Here is an 18,716-nt window from a genome sequence, read left to right as displayed (position 1 = left end):
AAACGCTAACGACCCAACCACATCGCCATCAGTCCTGCCCGGCTCTGGACGCCGAAGCGGGCGTAGAGAGAGGTGACGTACTTGTGCAGCGTCCGGGGTTGCTGACCCATTTCCCGGGCCAGTTCCTTCTCCGTCATCTTCGTCAGGAGCCCCCGAAGAACCCGCTGTTGCAGCAGCGTCAGGGGAACCTCCCCCATAAGGAGACCGCGTTCAAGGAACAGACGCCGATGGAGTTCGCGAACGCCCCGCAGCACCATCTCGACAAGTGCCTTCTCCCGATCGGTGAAGGCTTTGCGGGAGACGCGTCCGGCCTTGTATCGATCAATCATAAAGATCGATTCCGCGTCGACATTGAGAGGGAAGCCCGCATGCATCCGATCGGCAATCCCCTGTCGGCGATAATAGACGTCGTAGTGCTCGGTCTTTGCAAAGGCAGCGTAATCGATCCAGCCGTCCCGCAACCGATGAACCCGAAAGTGACCTGCCTGAGCAAACATCGTGCGGCCCGTCATGCCGCTATGGAGGAGGGCCCTGACCCGGCTCCGGCCTTCAATCCGGGAGCCTCCTCCTTTCCTGTAATGCTCGATATCGTAGTAGGAGGCGATGAGCTTCCGATATTCGGGATTATCCGGATGCATCGTCTGCCGGGTCCGCAAACGCCATCCCCCGAAGGGATCGTCCTTCGCCGCCGCACCGCGCAAGAGCCGCACCGCACCGATCCAGATGACGTTATCGGCCCCAATCCCTTTCGCCAGCCAGTCAAAGAGATGACTCAAAGCCGCATCGGACTCCCCCGCCGGAAACGCCCCGAGCTCGTCCCACAAGACATAGACCGCCTGCATCGACTTCCCGTCCAATGAAAAACCTTCCCCCATGGACTCTCGATAGCGAGTTCCCAAGAAAAAGCCGAACGCAAACCGCTCGCCGCCTTCCACGCTGCGCCGACAACGGGACACCGCGCCAGAACCACAAATGACCCCGATCTTTCAGATCCTCAGATTAAAATCGATCTCCTTAAGGAGTACGAAGCAGGCCATAAAACTATTCTTATTCCGTTACCCCTTCGAGTTGCCGATCGACGATTTCCCCACTGTAGCGATCAATCGCCAAATGGAACCAATAGCGGCGCTCCCCTTCGACGACGCAATTCTCCGCCGCCGTAGTCCCCGGCGAGTAGTGTTCCGATCGAGCAACGATATCGACGAGCAGGTTCCACGTCCTCGTCTTAGCCGATTCGACAAGCGAACGAACAACGTCCTCCCTTTCGATTTTAAATAGGCAAAAAGATATATCCGACCCCTTCTACACTGATAAGGAATGCGGAAGGATGTGATCGAAAAAGATAAATAGGCGATCGGCAGGGCTATAGCCGTGTCGACCGCAAGGAGGTTGAATATTTGCATGACGACAACGCGACTGATGAATAATATGACTTCACCGGTTCGGCTCCTCGGCATGATGGGGATGGGAGTGCTCTGGCTCACCATGAATGCGACCCAGGCTGCGCCGACCGCCTACGAGGCGGCATTGGCGGCGAACAATCCCTACGCGCTCTATCATTTCACTGACAGCGGCTCGATCCTTACCGATTCGTCGGGCAACGCACACAACGGGGCCTACTTCGGCTCGCCGACACTCGGTACGACCGGTTACGGCGGCGGCAGCGACACGGCGACCTATTTCAACGCCAACAGCCAATACGCGAGTCTTACGGGAGCGAACAGTTTTGGGTCGTCGCTGGGGTCGTCGACGATCGCGTTCCTTCTGAGTACAAACAGCAGCGCCTTGGGGGTTCTGCTCGGCGAGACGCAGAATGCGACCAACGATGCCTTTTCGATCACCTTGAACAGCAATTCGAGCGGCACGCTCTCGGCGGGGACGACCCGTATTTTCATCCGGGCCGACACTCTGGCCGACACCTTCTCGGCCACGTTCACGAACGCCGCCCTTTACAGCGGCAACTTCGTCGACCTGACCTTCACGTTCGATCTCACCTCTTCCACCCCCGTCACGGTCTACGTCAACGGCGTCGCCCAAACGCTGGGCAGCGTGACGAACAAGCTCACTTCGGCCGACACCTTCTCGGCCCTCGGAAATTCCTTCTTCGTCGCCGCGGCCGACGTCCGCGGCAGCACCACGGCGGCCAACCTCGCCGCCTCCGCCGTCACCATCGACGAACTGGCACTCTATTCGACCGTGCTCACTGCCACCCAGGTGCAGGCCAACGTCGCAACCCTCAGCGCCGTTCCCGAACCTTCGCCCCTCGCGCTGGCCGGGTTCGGCGTCCTTGCCTTCGCCTGCGCGGCGGCGGCCCGCCGCTCCGCCCGGCCCCGGCACCAGGAGATCGCATGAGGCGCGGCAGGCGTGTGAAGGCCGTCGAGCACAAAGGAGTCGATGGCAGGCGGCGGGGGGGATTCACTCTGATCGAAACAGCGTTGGCGCTTGGCGTGGTCAGCTTCGCGCTGGTCGGCGTCCTCGGGATGATCCCGATGGGGCTGACGACTCTGCGCGACACGATCAACATCACGGTCCAGACCCAGATCGCCCAGGGACTCATCAACGACCTCGTCCAGTCGGACTACACCGCCCTCGCCGCCTCGACCCATTACTACGACGAGCAGGGGACCGAGGTCGCCGCCTCCGATCCCGTCCGACAGTTCACCGCCCAGATTGAGACCCGCTCCGCCAGCGTCGCCGACCTTGCCTCCGACGCGGGGACGACCGTCGCCATCACCATCCAGAGCCGCAAGCTTTCCGCTGCGCCCGCCCGCTACTCGATCCTGATCCCCCGGCAGTGACGCGCAAGATCCGGAACCGATCCCGATGAAAGACGCGCGCCGCGCCGCTGCCGCCTTTACGATCCTCGAGCTTCTCGCCGCCGTGGTGATCCTCTCGGTGATCCTCGTCCTTGTCCTCCAAATCAGTTCCCTGATCTCGACGACGTGGAAGCATTCCACATCGAAGATCGAGGGATTCCAGGCTGCCCGCGCCGCCTTCGACACGATCTCCTCCCAGCTCGGCCAGGCGACGCTCAACGCGTATTACGACTACGACAGCGCCACAGCTCCGACTCGGTACCTCAGGAAATCGGATCTCCACTTCATCTCCGGAAAGGCGCTCGTTCCCGGCCAAATCACTCACGCGGTTTTCTTCCAGGTGCCACTCGGCTCGACCGACAAGACCGCCTATCAAAACCTCGGCGGCCTTCTCAACGGGTGCGGCTACTACGTCCAATACGGGGCCGACCCGGAGCGCCCCTCCTTCCTCGCCTCGCTGCCGAACACCGCACCGCCGCTTCGGCGGTTCCGGCTGATGCAATTCCTCCAGCCCGCGCAACAGCTCGCCATTTACGATCCCGCGCTGGGGGCGGGCCGCCTCTGGTTCACCACTCCGCTCGCATCGTCCTCGCCGCCTTCACATCCGCTTGCTGAGAACGTGATCGCCCTCGTGATTCTCCCCCGCGCCGCCTCGACCGATACCGGCGGCATCGTCCTCGCCCCCGACTACGAATACGATTCCCGAGCGACCTCGGCCACTGCGGCCAACTCGACCCAGAAACCGAACGAAAACCAGTTGCCGCCGCTGGTCGACCTCATCCTTGTCGCCATCGACGAGACCTCGGCCCTCCACCTCGGGAACACCGAAGGCGCTCCCGACCTCGGCACGGCCAATCTGTTCAAGACTGCCTCCCTCCTCGAAAACGACCTGAAGCAGATCGGGGCGACGCTCTCCGGGCGGCATCTCTCCTACCGCGTCTACCGCACCACGGTGGTCATGAAAGGAGCCAAGTGGGGGCTTTAATCCCGGCTCCGGAGAGGGTCCGGCCGCGGCGCGGCGTGGCGCTCCTCCTCGTCCTCTCGTGTTTGGTGCTGACGGCCTCCCTCGCCATCGCCTTCCTCGCCAGCATCTCGAGCGAGAGGAACTCGTCGAAACGGTACGCCGACGGTGGCGCGGCGGGGCTCCTCGCTCAGTCGGCTTTCAACCTCGCCATCGCCCAGATCACCGCCGCGACGAAGGGAGTCGACACCGCCGGGAAGGCCGTGGCTTGGGCCTCCCAACCCGGGATGATCCGAACCTATTCGGCGACCGGCGCGGCAGGCCAGTACTTCAAGCTCTACTCGTGGGACAAGATGATCGGGACAGGGGCCTTCGTTCCCACGGCGACCGCCGAGGCCGTGCCGCTCGACTGGAGCGCGAGGACGGCCCTCTTCACCGACCTCAACGCCCCGATGAAAATCGGGGGGAAAACGCTCTATCCGATCATCGACGGCAACGGCCTGACGGCGGCCGGCGGGGGATCGCTCGCCTACCAGAGCCCGACAGTGAAGGGGTTCTCGGTCACCGGGGCGCCGACGGCCTCGGGTGCTTCGGCCAACGTGGCGCCGATGCCGGTGAAGTGGCTCTACGTCCTCGCCGACGGCACCATCGCCGCCCCCGCCACGGGAAGCGGGGGAACTCAGGCAAAGATATCCGGGGCATCGTCATCGAATCCGATCGTCGGCCGCGTCGCTTTCTGGACCGACGACGAGAGCTGCAAGGTGAACATCAACACCGCCGCCTCGGGGACCTACTGGGACACGCCTACGACGAGCAGCCTCGAGGACGGCAACCTTGGGAAATACCAACCCGCCCAGCATGAGTATCAGCGCTATCCTGGACATCCTGCAACGACATCGCTCCGGACCGTCTTCCCGACCCTGAGCCAGGAGGAGATCTACGCGCTGGCCCCTCGAGTGAAGGGCGGAACCGGGACTTCGATGGAAGGGACGACGACGGCGAGCGCCACGATCACTCCCGATTTCGACCGCCTCTACGCCGACGTCGACGAGCTCCTCTTCAAGCCCGCCGTGACAGGCGGGGAGAGGGGGACCAACAACAGCACCGTCCTCAACCAGGACACCCTCCCGCGCTTCCGCTTTTTCCTCACCGCCTCGAGTCGGTCGCCCGAAGTCAACCTCTTCAACCTTCCCCGGGTCTCGATCTGGCCCGAATACCTAAATCTCGACGCCACACACACCTCGGCTTTCGATCGCCTCATCGCCTTCTGCTCGACGATCGGGGGCAACCTCTTCTATTTCCAGCGGAGCAACCCCCAGAGCCCGACGTCCGACCTTCCTGCCGCAAAGGCGAGCACGGGCCTCGGACGGAACCGGGCTCTCCTCGAATACCTGCGGGGGCTGACCTCGCGGGAGATCCCCGGCTTCGGCGGGAACTTCGAGACGAAGTACGGGACCAAGGACCGCAACCAGATCCTCACCGAGATCTTCGACTACATCCGATCGACCAACCTCCTCGACCCGACGGCGGCGATCCCCTTCGCGCCGTCGCTCGTCGGCGGGGCGAACAAGGCCGGGCAAGGGCAAGTCGTCCCGATCGAGGACACCCAGACAGCGACGCGGGGGTTCGGCCGCTTCCCCACCCTGCAGGGGGCGACGATCGTCTTCGTCGGCGCGCGCGACACCGACGCGACGAAGACCGGACAGACCGCCGTCCCGCCCCGGAGCGACCAGATCGCCGTGCGGGCCTTCCTTATCCCGCAGTTCTACGATCCCTCGCTCGGCCACCCCTACCTCTGCCCGAACTTCTCGTACAGGATCTCGGGCCTCGACACCTTCCGCTGGACGGGGGTCGACTCGACCGGCGCGGCAACACCACCCGTGGGGATGTTCACGCAAACGAACACCGGGAAGATCGATATGAAGCCGAGCAACGGTTACACGATCTGGGGCGACAACGGCTACGGCGGATCGGTCGGGGCGATGGAGGCCGCTTACGGACAATACACGCCGACCTTCCTGAGCAACGCGATCAACATGCTCCACCCGCGTCCGCCCGGTGCCAGCGCCGACATCGCGCCCGCTCCCACCTTTGTCTTTTCGGGCGGGACGGTCACCGTCGAAATCCTCGCGCCCGACGGGACCACCGTCTGTCAGTCGCTGCAGCTCGCCTTCCCCTCCGGGACGCTCCCCGTCCCCCACCTGGCGGGGGAGAACGGCACGATCATCTACCGGAACCTCTCCTCGAGCACCTCGCGCTTCCAGGGCACCGGGAACGCCGTCTTGGTCTCGTGGATCACCAGCGCCGATGTCGTCCGTTCCATTGTTCCGGCGGTCGGCGACCTCCGCCTCGTCTCGCCGAGGAAGACACTCCTGGCGAGCGACGCCGATTATTCAAAACTGTTCGCGCCGCACAGCGCGTATGCCGACTCTACGACTGCCTACGCCCATAACCTGCGCAACGGCAACAACACGCCCTATTACCACGCGACCGGGGGGCGCCTCCTTCCCCTCTCCTACGCCAGCTATGCGGCAGTCTATCTCAGCGGCTACGAGCTGAATCCCGCCATCGGCAACAATCCGGGAATGAACAGCGCCTTCCCCCGCGATTCCTCGACCGTTCCCGACAACTTCACCTCGGGCGTCGCCCTCGGCAAGAACGGGGCCGCCACTGCGGCCGACCTCCAGGCCGACTGGGACAACGGCGTCGCCTACCGTGCCGACGGCCCCTACATCAACCGGCCCGACGAGGGAGACAGCTCCTCCCCCCCCTATTACGTGACGGGCAACGTCAACGTCAACACGACCCTCTTCTCCCCCAATCGGATGATGCCTTCCGCGGTCATGTTCGGCTCCCTGCCGACGGGCGTCTGGGCGGGCCTGCCGTGGCAGACCCTCGAATTCCGGCCCGGCCCGCTCGGCCATCCCGGCCTCGCCGCTCCGAAGGATCACCTCCTCCTCGACCTCTTCACGATGCCCGTCGTCGAGCCCTACGCAATCAGCGAGCCCTTCTCGGCGGCGGGCCGCATCAACATGAATTACCAGATCGTTCCCTTCACCTACCTGCGGCGGGATACCGGCGTCCGCGCGGTGCTGGAGGGGGAGAAGGTGATCGCGATCTCCGATGGCAACGTCTCCCAATACAAGCTCCAGGGGAACGGGTCCCAGAACGTCACCGTCCGCTACGACGTGGATCCCGACGAGACGCTCAAGGGGTTCGAGCAACGCTTCGCGGCGAACGACCTCTTTAGGTCCGCGAGCGAGATCTGCGACATCCAGATTGTCCCGCAGGGAGGGCGTTACGACACGATGGAAACCTACTGGAAGAGCCACCGCCTCACCGGGGACAACAGCCGGGAGCGGCCCTACGCGACGATCTATCCCCGTCTCACGACGAAGTCGAACACCTACACCGTCCACGCCCGGGTCCAAGTTCTGCAGAAACGGACGGGGAGCGATCCCACGACATGGAGCGACGGGCGAGACCTCGTCGTCGGGGAATATCGCGGGAGTGAAACGGTGGAACGCTATGTCGATCCCGCGACCAAGGCCCTTCCCGATTATGCCGACCTGACGGTGACCACCCCGCTCAGCCAGTTCTACAAGACGCGCGTCGTCGCGGTGAAGAAATTCGCGCCATGATCGCCGCCGCTTCCCATCGCCGCGCCGGAGGCTTCACCCTCGTCGAGATCCTCGTCGTCCTCGTCATCATGGGGCTGCTCGCCGGAATGTCGCTCCCCTCCTTCCTTCGGATGGTTCGGGTCTCGAAATTCAACGCCGCCGGACGCCAGGTCATCGACCAGTGCAACCTCGCCCGCCAGACAAGCCAGACCCGGGGTCTTCCCGTCGAGGTCCGTTTCTACAAGCTCCCCGAGTACGGCACGAAGCCGACCGACGGGCCTGCCGTCTTCCGCGCCTTCCGCCTCTTCGTCATCGAAGAAAGCGACGCCGTCCCCCTCGGCAAGCTGGTCGCCTTCGACGAGCCCGCCGTCTTCGCCACGTCCGCTCCCGAAGGAGGGCTCCTCGTCTCCCGCGCCGCCTCCCCGCCGGGGGCGACCGACACGGCCCTCCCCTACTACGGAATGAACTACCGGCAGGTCGCCTTCCAGTTCCTTCCCGGCGGCGGCACCGACCTCGCCTCGGCGGAAAGCTTCGTCACCCTCGTCATGGAGCGAGACAAGCCGCTCCACGACGGCGGGAACTACGCAACCATTCAGATCGTCCCCGGCAACGGGACTATCCGGCTCTTTCACCCCTGATTCTCGCATTGCCACTCCACCTATGAAAACCCGCCTCGCCATCGCCCTCCTCGCCGCCTTCATTCCCTCTGTCCCCCTCCTCGCCGATCCGGTCACCGTCGGCGTCAACGACCAGGGCATCCTCGTCGACGCGGGGAGCGCGGGCCAGTTCACCCTCGGTGCTCCAGGCCTGCTGAAGAAAGAGGGGCCGAACGAGCAACCCTCCTTCGCCCCCTCGGGCGATGGCGGCCGGGCGACCTATGCCTCGGGAGTCCTCCTTGACATGAAGGTCGACAAGGCGACGGGCAAGATCACCTTCCACTACACGCAGGGGGCACCCTCAAAGGCCTTCAAATTCAACCTAAAGATCCCGTTGAAGTTCAACCAGGGCGGAACCTACTCTTTCAACGGCGCCCCGCTCAAGCCGATCCCCGCCGAGCAGGGCGCCCAGTTCGTCGAGAGTGGCAACGCCAATTCCTTCCGCCTCGCCGATCCCCTCGGAAACGGCTTCGCCGTCGAGATGCCGGGCGGTTATTCGGGGCTGCAGGACAACCGGATTTTCAGCTCGCAATCGTACGTCTTCATCTGCCAGGTCGACACCGGCGGGAAGGCCGAGGGCTACTTCGCCTTCTCGGTCCGGACCCTCGACGCGGGGGCCGCGCCCGCCGCTGCCGCTGCTGCGTCGCCCTCTCCCGCCGTCCCCGCCGGGCCGCGCGTCTTCCTCGTCGACCGGTTCGGCCAATCGGCCCGCAAGGACTACCCGGGCAAGGTGAAGGACGAGCAGGAATTGAAGGACGATGTCGAGAAGCAGAAGGCGGCTCTTCCCGCCCCGGGCGGCCCCCCGCGCGACGTCTTCGGCGGCCTGGCCGGAAGCGGGGTCGAGTTCCATTTGACGAAGACCGGCTTCTTCCACGTCGGCACCGCCGGGGAGCGGCAATTCCTCGTCGACCCCGACGGCAACGCCTTCTACCAGCTCGGCGTCTGCGGCATCGCGAACACCGACGACTTCACGACGGTCCGGGGCCGCGAGAAGATCTACGAGTGGGTCCCCGAGGCGGGCGGCGACTTCGCCACGGCCTGGCGCCCCGGCACGCCCGGCGCGTTCTCCTTCTTCATCGCGAACTGGATCCGGAAGTTCGGCCGCCCCTACACCTTCGAGGAGTGGACGGGCCAGGTCGTCGAACGGCTCCGCGCCTGGGGCTTCAACTCGGCCGGCGCCTTCTCCCTCCAGTCGGCGAAGATGAAGGAACTCCAGTTCCCCTACACAGGGAGCCTTCCCGTGAACGGCAATGCGATCAAGTCGCTCCCCGACCGCCTCGGCGCGAGCTTCGTCATGGACCCCTTCGCGCCGGGAAACGAGGAGGCGCTCGACAAGGCCTTCACGGCGAAGGTCGATCCCTTCGTCACCGATCCACTCCTCATCGGCTACTCCTTCGGTAACGAGCAGCACTTCGAGAACATCCCGAAGCTCGTGCCGACCTACAAGAGCGGCGTCGCGGCGAAGGTGAAGCTCGTCGCGATGCTGCAGGCGAAGTACGGCGACATCGGGAAGTTCAACGCGGCCTGGAATCCCGCGACCTCCTTCGCCTCGTGGGACGATCTACCCGACGCCCCGCTCTTCATCCGGACCGACGCCGCCGAGGTTGACATGCGGGACTACCTCAAGGTCTACCTCGACACCTACTACGAAATGATCTCGCGGACGTTCCGCAAGCACGACCCGAACCACCTTCTCCTCGGTAGCCGCTGGACGCCGGGAACGGCGGGCAACGAGCTGGTGGTCCGTACCGCCTCGAAGTACTTCGACGTCGTCACCGTCAATTATTATACCTACGGCATCGAGTCCTACTTCCTGAAGCGGGTCCACGAATGGAGCGGCGACAAGCCGATCATCCTCAGCGAGTGGTACTACGGCTCGAGCGAGATGGGCCTGAACGGCGGCAAGGAGGTGGCGAATCAAAAGGATCGCGGCCTCGCCTACCGGAACTACATCGAGCAATCGGCCTCGCTTCCCTTCGTCGTCGGCTCCCAGTGGTTCATCTACGGCGACCAGTCGATCACCGGCCGCTTCTTCGAGGGATTCAACGGCGAGGGGAACAACAGCGGCCTCGTCGACGTGACCGATCGGCCCTATGCCGACTTCATCCCTCAGGTGAAGGAGACCAACGACCGGATCTACCCCGTGATGCTGGGCAGGGAAAAGCCGTTCGCCTTCGACGACCCGCGCTTCGCCGCCGGGAAGCCGGGCGGATCGGGCAAGGTCGCGACGATCCCGAAGGCGCTTCCGGGCCTCGAGCTCGACGGGACGACCAGCCATTGGCCGGGCCGTCCGGCCGAGCCTCTTACCCCGAAGAACCAGGTGAACGGCCCCCCCAATCCCGACCTCCGCGCCGACTTCCGCCTCTGCTGGGACGAGAAGAACCTCTACTTCCTCGCCGAGGTGAAGGACGCCACCCCGCTGAAGAACGAGCGCGAGGCGAAGGCTCTCTACAACGGCGACGGCTTCGAGCTCTTCGTCGGGTCGAAGAGCCCCGACCAGGGAGGTAGCATGATCTTCAGCGACCGCCAAGTCCTCCTCGGCGCGGCGGCCACGCCGAAGGCGTGGGTCGTCGACAACCCGGAACTCGGCGCGGCCATCCGGATGCTAACCGTCAAGAGCGTGACCGGCGACGGTTACACCCTTGAGGCGGCGATCCCGTGGAGCGTCCTCGGCGTCGAGCCGAAGGCGGGTACCGAATTTCTCTTCGACATCGGCCTGGACAACAGCGACGACGGCCTCGCCCGCCGGCATCAACTGATGTGGAACGGAAACGCGAAGAACTCGAGCGACCGCGGCGCCTGGGGCCGGGCCCGCATCATTGAAAACTGAATAACAAACACCAAATCCAAATCATCCGCCATGAAAACATCCCGATTGACTCATCTCTCCCTGATTCCCCTCCTTCTCGTCTGCCTGGCGGGAAAGCTCGCCGCTGGACCGGTCCTCGTCCCGAAGGGGATCGAGTTCGACGCCGGCACTGCCGGCAAGTTCGTCATTTCGGCCCCCGCGCTCCAGCTCGACAAGGGGAACGAGCAGCCCGCCTTCGACGTCGCCAACGATATCGGGACGGCAGTCTACCCGTCGGGGGCGAAGGTCGAATGCAAGGTGCAGGGGGATGAGGTGATCTTCGTCTTCTCGAACCTCCCGGCGAACGCGCGCGGCTTCAAGTTCCAACTCGGCGTCCCGCTCTCCTTCAACAACGGGGGCAAGTACGCCTTCGGCGCCAACCCGCCGAAGGATTTCCCCGTCGACAAGGGGAGCCAGTTCATCGAGCAGGGTTCGGCGATCTCGAAGTTTTCCGTCACCGCGCCGACGAAGGACGGCTGGATCATCGAGGTGCCGACGAACTGGTACGGCCTCCAGGACAACCGCCTCTTCAACAGCAACTCCTACAGCTTCCAATTCTTATACGACCTCAAGGCCCACCCGAACGACACCCAGTTCCCGATCAAAATCACGATCGTCCCCGCCTCCTAACGGAGGACGGGCCCTTTTCCGGACGGAGCTAGACCGTCCGGAAAGGGTCGCCCGCGGGGAGATGAAAGACTGGAAGCGAGGCCGGAAGGAGGGCGCGCATCCACTCAACGGTCCGTTCCATGCCGGGCTCCTCGCTGTTCGCGTGGCCGAGGACGATCAGTCCCTTCGCCCGTTCCGCCGCCGGAGCGTCCCGGACGTATTCGCAAGTTTCCCACTCGGGACTCTCCCCGCAGAGGACGACATCGACATCGTCGCGGCGAAGGAAAGCGATCTGCTTCCGTCCGCCCCACGCGCCGGGAAGGAGGGCGACGCGGCGGCACAGCATCTCCAATTCCCCCGCGACGCGGATCGGTCCGCAGCGGAGAATCTGGCGGCACGTGGCGGCGAGAGCCCTGAGGGAGCGGGGCGGGATATCGCAGACGAAGTCCTCCCCGGCGGCGAGTGTCCACCCGAACCGGCGCGACATCCCCTCCACGATCAGGTCAGGACGGCGAAGGTGGGGGCCGTCGTGACAGCGCCAGAGGATCAACTCGTGTTCCCGGAGGAAGGAGGCCTTGCTCCGGTAGACCGGATCGTCCCCGATCCATTCGGTCTCGTCGTGATGATTGTAAAAGGTCGGCTCGTGGGTGATGACGAGGTTCGCGCCGAGTGCGACTGCTCTTTCAAGCACGGCGCGAGTCGCCATGAAGGTGACCGCGACCCCGGTCACGAGCCACGCGGGATCGCCCGCCTGGAAGCGGTCGCAGGTGGCAGAGGGAAGAGGGGGGAGCTCCCGCAGGATTGCCTCGACGACGTCGCGGGCGCGGAGGGAGGAGGGGAGAGGAGAGGGGATGCCGGCGTGAAGCAGGGAATCGTGCATGGTCCGAGGAGGAGAGGGCCCCTTCATCCTATCATTCCCCGTCCTCTCTCTCCCATCGCCCGGGCGATCACTTATTTACCCATATCGATCATTGGATCGACGGAACCGCCTATTTTGCGGTATCGTTGATTCGCTAAATCTATCACTAATAGAATGCTCACCTACCTTGCCTCCGGAGAACGGAGTTACGATCGCGCCCCCCAGAAACCGTGGCCCAGGGAATCGTGGGAATTGATGTCGGTGACCAGCGGCAAGATCCGCCTCTCCCTCGACAACAAGATCGAAACCGCGCGCGGGCGGACCCTCTGGGTGATCCCTCCCGGCTTGCGCCATTCCTGGCTCGGGGACAAGGGACGGAGCGCCGAGATCGTCGTCTTCCACCTCGACCACCTGGCGGCCCCGATCGGCGATTGGGTGAAGCGGCACGGCTGGATCGCCCTCGACCTTACCTCGGAAAACTGCGCCCGCCTCCAGGAGCTCCACCGGCAGGCGGAGCCCGAGTGGCTCCGCCCCGGCGTCCTCACCTCGCTCCGCTGGTCGCGCCTCGGCCTCGATCTCGCGATCCTCATCGGCGAATTGGCCCATCTCACCCCGTTCGAGGAGAGGAAGCTCCCCGGCACCACCGTCGAGAAGGCGATGACGATCTTCTCCGAGCACCTCAACGAGGGGTGGACCCTCGATCAGGTCAGCGCCGCCCTTGCGATCTCCTCCGTCCACCTGCGCCGCCTCTTCCGGCAGGTGCTGCAATCAAATCCCCAGCAGGTCTTCGAGAATATCCGCCTCACCCGGGCGAAGAATTTAATGATGCTCCACGACGTGAAGCTCGAGGAGGTCGCCGTGGAATGCGGCTACCAGAACGGGGCGATCCTCTCCCGCGCGTTCAAGCGCCGCTTCCGCGTCTCCCCGAGCGCCTGGAAAGGGAAGTCGAACCGGGGGCGCAAGCCCCTCTCCCTTTCCTAATCGGCCTTCTCATGCCCTCCCCCTCCTCTTTCGTCTTCACTCCCCAGGACTTCGGCGCCAAGGCCGACGGCGCGACGCACGACACCGCCGCGATCCAGGCCGCCGTCGAGGCGGCCCATCGGGCGCGGGGCACCGTCCTCTTTCCGCCGGGCCGCTATCTCTCCGGGACGATCCATCTGCGAAGCCACATCCAGTTCGAGCTCGGGTATGGTGCCGTGCTTATCGGAAGCCTCGAGAGAGAGGCCTATCAGCGCATTCCCGAGACCGGCGTCCCGGTCGAGGGCCAGGATTCCGCCTGCTGGTATTCCCTCCTCCTGGGCCACGGCCTAGATGGTGTCGTGATCACGGGCCGGGGGACACTGAACGGCAACGGCTCCCGCCTTTGCGAGGCTTTTGCCCACCACTATCCCCCGGTCGGCCCCCAGAAAAAGATCGACGAAAAATACCGCCCCCTTCTCATCAATCTCGTCGAGTGCCGCCGTTGCGAGGTTTCCGGTCTGACCCTCGAGGAGGGGGCCTCCTGGATGCAGAGCTATTCCCGGTGCGTCGATCTGCGGCTAGAAAATCTCCGGGTCGAGGGAATCTCCGCGTGGAACAACGACGGCCTCGACCTGTGCGACTCCCGCGAGGTCGTGATTCGGGGCTGTCACATCAACGCCGCCGACGATGGCATCTGCCTCAAGTCGACGCACCTCCCCGTCGAGGATGTCGTCATCTCCGACTGCGTCGTCCGGAGCAGCGCCAGCGGGATCAAGTGCGGCACCGCCTCGAGCCAGGGCTTCCGCAACATTTCGATCTCGAACGTGGTGATCTTCGACACCGCCCGTTCCGGCATCACCCTCCAGGTCGTCGACGGCGGGACGCTCGAGCAGGTCGCCGTCTCGAACGTCACCATGCGCAACGTCGGGAACGCGATCTACCTCCGCCTCGGCGACCGGAGCCGCCGCAACGCCGCCCACCGGAACGTCGGGGCCCTCCGGCAGGTGACGATCTCCAATGTCGTCGCCGAGGTCACCGGGTTCGATGCCGACGCCGGCTATCCATTCCGCGCCCCCCGGCACGAACCTCGGCTGAATCCCCTGCCCAGCGCGATCGTCGGCCTCCCCGACGCGAAGATCGAGGCAATCACGCTCAGCAATATCCGCCTGCTCTACCGAGGCGGTCTCCACGCCCCCGAGTCGATCCTGACTCCCGGCAACGAGGTGCCCGAGAGTCGGGCCGACTATCCCGAGTATGACCAGTTCGGCGAGCTTCCCGCCTGGGGCTTTTACCTCCGTCACGCCAGCGACATCGTCTTCCGCGATGTGCGGGCGCGGCTCGAGGGGGAGGATGTTCGTCCCGGCCTCGTCCAGGATGATGTCGAAGGGTTCGAGGTGAAGGGGTGCCGATTCGAGGGCAACGAGGTTCTCACTACCGCCTGATCCGATCATGCGTATCGAAACCGGACTTTCGGAGGGGCAGGTCCTCCAGCGCAGGGGGAAGCGGGGGGCGACGGTCGTTCTGAAGGGGATCACGACTTCCTCCACCCCTTCCCGTGTCACTGCGACGCTCTTCGAGGGGCACCAAACCCTTGCGGGCTGGAGGAACCGCGTGGTGGGACGGGCGGCAAAAGGGAACTTCTCGGCGTGCCTCCCGGAGATTCCGGCAGGCGGTCCCTACCGCCTCGAGCTTCGCACGGGGAAGGAAACGGCGCGCATCGCCTCGCTCTTTGTCGGCGATCTCTGGCTCCTTGCCGGGCAGAGCAACATGGAGGGAAGCGCCAACCGCTCCGGCGCCGCCCTGCCCGATCCCCGTATCCGGGCCTTCTCGATGCGCCGCGAGTGGCGCCTCGCCGAGGAGCCGCTCCACGTGAAGGCCGAGTCTCCCGACTCCTGCCATTGCGCCGCGCAATGCACCCCCGCCCAGGGCGAGGCGCTTCGCCGGAAAGAGTCGAAAGGCGTCGGACCCGCGCTCCACTTCGCACGCGAGATGTTGCGAAGGACCGGCGTGCCGCAAGGTCTCGTCTGCACCGCCCACGGCGGCACCTCGATGCAGCAGTGGGAGCCGTTCCGGAAGAACGGGAAAGGGATCTCCCTCTACGGCTCCTTCCTCCTCTCGGCGAAGGCGGCCGGGCCGATTTTCTCCGGCCTCCTTTGGTATCAGGGCGAGAGCGATGCCAACCCGGTAGACGAACCGCTTTATACAGGGCGGATGCGGAAGCTCGTCGCAGCGACCCGTCGCGATCTGCGCCAGCCGCGCCTGCCGTGGATCATCGTCCAGTTGGGCCGCCACATCCGTCCTCATACTCCTGCTGAGGCCGCCGCGTGGAACGGGGTGCAGGAGCAGCAACGCCTTCTGCCCGGGAAGATCACTGCTCTCGAGGTCGTCGCGGCCATCGACCTTCCACTGGACGATACGATTCATATTGGGGCCGACGGTGTCGCCAAGCTCGGCGACCGCCTCGCACGGGCCGCGGACCGCCTTGCGCTCGGCAACCGCCGGGAGCCGCTTCCACCCCGTCTCCGCTCGATCGGGGAACCGCGTCTCCTGCGGGAATCGTTTTCCCGGGTCATCGACGTCACGTTCGAGAACGTCCCCGGCGGCCTCCGTGCGTTGGGAGAACCGTCGGGCTTCACCCTCGTCGCCTCCGACGGGAACGAATGCCCCGGCGCCTACCGGACATCGCTGCGCGGCAACACGGCCCGCGTCCACATTCCCGCCGACGCCCCACCCGGCCTTCGTCTCTCCTACGGCTACGGGAAACGTCCCGCGTGCAACCTGACCGACGAGCGGAACATGGCGCTCCCCGTCTTCGGGCCGCTTCCTTTCGGGCGCCCCGCCGCCTACCTTCCCTTCATCACGGAGTGGCGGACCAGCGGGATCGTTTCGTCCGAACTGCCGCTCGGCAGGATCGCCCGCCCCCAGGTGGGCGGAGAAAACATCCGGCGATACGAAGGCGGGACGGGCGGCTTCGTCAACGAACACGTCCTCTGGCAGGGAAGGAGCGGGCAGGCCTACTTCGCTTCCCGGATGGATCTTCCCGAGTTGATGCGGCTCGAGATCCTGGCGGGCTATGACGGGCCGTTCCGGCTCTGGATCGGGGACGCGCCGGCGTTCGGCGACCTCGCTGGGATCAACCCATGCTTCCCCGACAAAGGGAGAAAAGAAATCGTCCTCGCCCCCGGCCTCCATGAGCTGACCGTGGCGATGGACCTCAACCACGGCCTGGCTTGGGGGTTCTATCTCCGTTTCCGCCGCCTCGACGTCTCTGCGGCGCAGATCGCCTCCGGCCAATACTCCCGTCCCACCTACCTTCCTTGAGTTTGAGCACGCTCGATTGGATCATCACCTTCGCACCGGTCCTCCTCGTCTTGGCGGTCGGCCTCTACTGCCGACGGCATGTCCGCAGCGTCGCCGACTTCATGTCGGGCGGGCGTCTGGCCGACCGGTACCTCCTCTCGATCGCGCAGGGGGAACTTCAAGCCGGTGCCGTCATGTTCGTAGCCGGTTTCGAGGTGATCTCCCACGCCGGGTTCGTCCTCGGGTGGTGGGCCTGGATCGCGTGGCCGATCAGCTTTGCGGTCGGGATCTCGGGGTTCGTCAACTACCGCTTTCGGGAGACCCGGGCAATGACGCTGGCCCAGTTCTTCGAGCTCCGGTACAGTAAATCGTTCCGCCTCTTTACCGGCTTTCTCGGCTTCTTCGCGGGCATCCTCAACTTCGGGATCATCCCCGCCGTTGGGGCGCGGTGCCTCGCCTATTTTCTCGGCTTTCCCGAGCATGTGGCCCTATTCGGAACCGCCGTCCCGACCTACGTCCTCCTCATGGGACTCTTCCTCTCGATGGCGCTCTTCGTCGCCCTGACCGGCGGCCTGGTCACCGTGATGATCATCAATTGCCTCGAGGGGATGATCTCCCAGCTTTTCTACCTGATCATCATCGCGGCGCTGCTCACGCTTTTTGACTGGTCGCAGATCATCGCAGTCTTGGAAAGACAGCCGCCCGCCCATTCCTTCCTCAACCCCTTCGACGCCGGCGGGATCAAGGATTTCAACGTCGGCTACGTCTTCATGGGCCTCGTCGTCAGCGTCTACGGGACGATGGCTTGGCAGAATGCGGCGGGCTACCAGGGGGCGGCTCTCAGCCCCCACGAGGCGCGGATGGGAACGGTGCTGGGCAGCTGGCGAAGCATGGGAAAGGGGGCCGTCGTCACCCTCCTCGGCATCTGCGCGATGACCTTCCTCGCCCATCCCGATTTCGCGGGCGGTGCCGCCGAAGTCGCGGGGGAGATCGGCAAGATCGCCGATCCGAAGGTCCAGGGGCAGATGACCGTGCCGATCGCCGTCTCCCACCTGCTGCCGTTCGGCGTGAAAGGCGTCCTCTGCGCCGTTCTCCTCATGGGTGTCTTCGGGGGTGATGCGACTCATCTCCATTCGTGGGGTGGCATTTTTGTCCAGGACGTCCTCGTTCCGTTACGGAAAAAACCGTTCGGCCCGAGGCAGCACCTCTTCGCCCTCCGCTGCTCGATCGCGGGCGTTGCCCTTTTTGCTTTCCTCTTCGGGGCGTTCTACCGGCAGATCGACTACATCATCATGTGGTGGGCTGTGACGACGGCGATCTACGTCGGTGGCGTCGGCGCGGCGATCATCGGGGGACTCTATTGGAAGAAAGGGACACCGGAGGGTGCCTGGGTCGCCCTGCTCGCGGGATCGACCCTCTCCGTCCTCGGGATCGTCGCCCGGCAGCTGAATCCCCGCTTCCCGCTCAACGGGATCGAGATCTCCCTCGGCGTCACGGGCATCGCGATCTTCCTCTACGTCACCGTCTCCCTTCTCACCCATCGGGAAGACTTCAACATGGACCGCCTCCTCCATCGCGGCGCCTACGCGAAGCCCGCCGACCCCGCGCTGGTTCCCGTGCCGGTGCCGGGAAAGAAGCCCTGGCTCGGGCGGCTGATCGGGATCGACGAGACTTTTTCCAAGGGGGACAAGTGGATCGCCGGGCTTCTCTTCGGCTGGGGACTGATGCTGGCCGGGATCTTCCTGGCGGGGACGACGTGGAACTACCTCGCGCCGTGGCCCGTCGCGGCATGGGCCTCCTTTTGGCATGTCGTTGGCATCGGCCTCCCCGTCTTCCTGACCTGCGTCACCGGCATCTGGTTCACCTGGGGCGGCATCCGAGGCATCCGGCGGTTCTTCTTCCGCCTCCACGGCGAACGCGCCAACCACCTCGACGACGGCACGGTCAAGGACCACCAGAACCTCGACGAGCGCGCCTGATCTCCCATAAAATTAGGCCAAAGAGAAGCTGAAGGCTCTTCTGAAATCTTGGCCCACCCTTCCGGAAATGGAAACCGGACAAGCAACGCCAAGTGCCGAGGCCACTAG

General features: G+C 64.7%; 13 protein-coding genes. 11 read left to right on the top strand and 2 right to left on the bottom strand.

Features of this window, described 5'->3' with window-relative positions:
• Positions 1-5: 5 nt before the first annotated feature.
• A complete protein-coding gene (locus tag BLU04_RS07640) occupies positions 6-935 on the bottom strand; it encodes a LuxR family transcriptional regulator (RefSeq protein ID WP_157895199.1) in 930 nt (309 codons plus the stop codon).
• A 493-nt stretch (positions 936-1,428) separates the two neighbouring features.
• Between BLU04_RS07640 and BLU04_RS07635 the strand changes: the two genes are divergently transcribed.
• The 7 genes from BLU04_RS07635 to BLU04_RS07605 are packed head-to-tail and all read left to right on the top strand — an operon-like array spanning position 1,429 to position 11,531.
• Positions 1,429-2,352, top strand: coding sequence for a LamG-like jellyroll fold domain-containing protein (locus BLU04_RS07635; RefSeq protein WP_157895198.1), 924 nt, complete (start codon positions 1,429-1,431; stop codon positions 2,350-2,352).
• Positions 2,349-2,798: a Verru_Chthon cassette protein B gene (vccB, locus tag BLU04_RS07630; protein ID WP_093284239.1), complete on the top strand. Its 450-nt coding sequence runs from the start codon at positions 2,349-2,351 to the stop codon at positions 2,796-2,798. Before BLU04_RS07635 ends, vccB begins: the two co-directional genes overlap by 4 nt.
• A gap of 25 nt (positions 2,799-2,823) precedes the next feature.
• Positions 2,824-3,801 carry a Verru_Chthon cassette protein C gene (gene vccC / locus BLU04_RS07625; RefSeq protein ID WP_093284237.1) on the top strand — a complete coding sequence of 326 codons (978 nt, stop codon included), beginning with the start codon at positions 2,824-2,826 and terminating at the stop codon, positions 3,799-3,801.
• 35 nt (positions 3,802-3,836) lie between these two features.
• Complete coding sequence (gene vccA / locus BLU04_RS07620; protein WP_157895197.1) at positions 3,837-7,418, top strand: Verru_Chthon cassette protein A; 3,582 nt, start codon at positions 3,837-3,839, stop codon at positions 7,416-7,418.
• Positions 7,415-8,035 (top strand): Verru_Chthon cassette protein D, encoded by a 621-nt coding sequence (gene vccD / locus BLU04_RS07615; protein WP_093284232.1) that lies wholly within the window; start codon positions 7,415-7,417, stop codon positions 8,033-8,035. The genes vccA and vccD overlap by 4 nt, the downstream gene beginning before the upstream one ends.
• A 22-nt stretch (positions 8,036-8,057) precedes the next feature.
• On the top strand, positions 8,058-10,883 hold the full coding sequence (locus BLU04_RS07610) for a sugar-binding protein (protein ID WP_093284229.1): 2,826 nt from the start codon (positions 8,058-8,060) through the stop codon (positions 10,881-10,883).
• A 30-nt stretch (positions 10,884-10,913) separates the two neighbouring features.
• Entirely contained in the window at positions 10,914-11,531 is a 618-nt protein-coding gene (locus tag BLU04_RS07605; protein WP_157895196.1) for a hypothetical protein, read from the top strand.
• Positions 11,532-11,559: 28 nt separating this feature from the next.
• Here the strand turns inward: BLU04_RS07605 and BLU04_RS07600 are convergent, their stop codons facing one another.
• Positions 11,560-12,390, bottom strand: coding sequence for a Nif3-like dinuclear metal center hexameric protein (locus BLU04_RS07600; RefSeq protein WP_157895195.1), 831 nt, complete (start codon positions 12,388-12,390; stop codon positions 11,560-11,562).
• A gap of 153 nt (positions 12,391-12,543) precedes the next feature.
• Here BLU04_RS07600 and BLU04_RS07595 point away from each other — a divergent pair, with 153 nt between their 5' ends.
• The 4 genes from BLU04_RS07595 to BLU04_RS07580 are packed head-to-tail and all read left to right on the top strand — an operon-like array spanning position 12,544 to position 18,608.
• Positions 12,544-13,350, top strand: coding sequence for an AraC family transcriptional regulator (locus tag BLU04_RS07595; protein ID WP_093284222.1), 807 nt, complete (start codon positions 12,544-12,546; stop codon positions 13,348-13,350).
• A gap of 11 nt (positions 13,351-13,361) precedes the next feature.
• Complete coding sequence (locus BLU04_RS07590; protein ID WP_162274657.1) at positions 13,362-14,771, top strand: glycosyl hydrolase family 28 protein; 1,410 nt, start codon at positions 13,362-13,364, stop codon at positions 14,769-14,771.
• A 7-nt stretch (positions 14,772-14,778) separates the two neighbouring features.
• Positions 14,779-16,650, top strand: a complete 1,872-nt coding sequence (locus BLU04_RS07585) for a sialate O-acetylesterase (RefSeq protein WP_093284217.1) — start codon at positions 14,779-14,781, stop codon at positions 16,648-16,650.
• A 2-nt stretch (positions 16,651-16,652) separates the two neighbouring features.
• Entirely contained in the window at positions 16,653-18,608 is a 1,956-nt protein-coding gene (locus BLU04_RS07580; RefSeq protein WP_093284214.1) for a sodium:proline symporter, read from the top strand.
• Positions 18,609-18,716 lie beyond the last annotated feature (108 nt).

The organism is Verrucomicrobium sp. GAS474, assembly GCF_900105685.1.
GTDB lineage: Bacteria > Verrucomicrobiota > Verrucomicrobiia > Methylacidiphilales > GAS474 > GAS474.
This window is presented reverse-complemented; position numbering and strand designations above follow the sequence as displayed.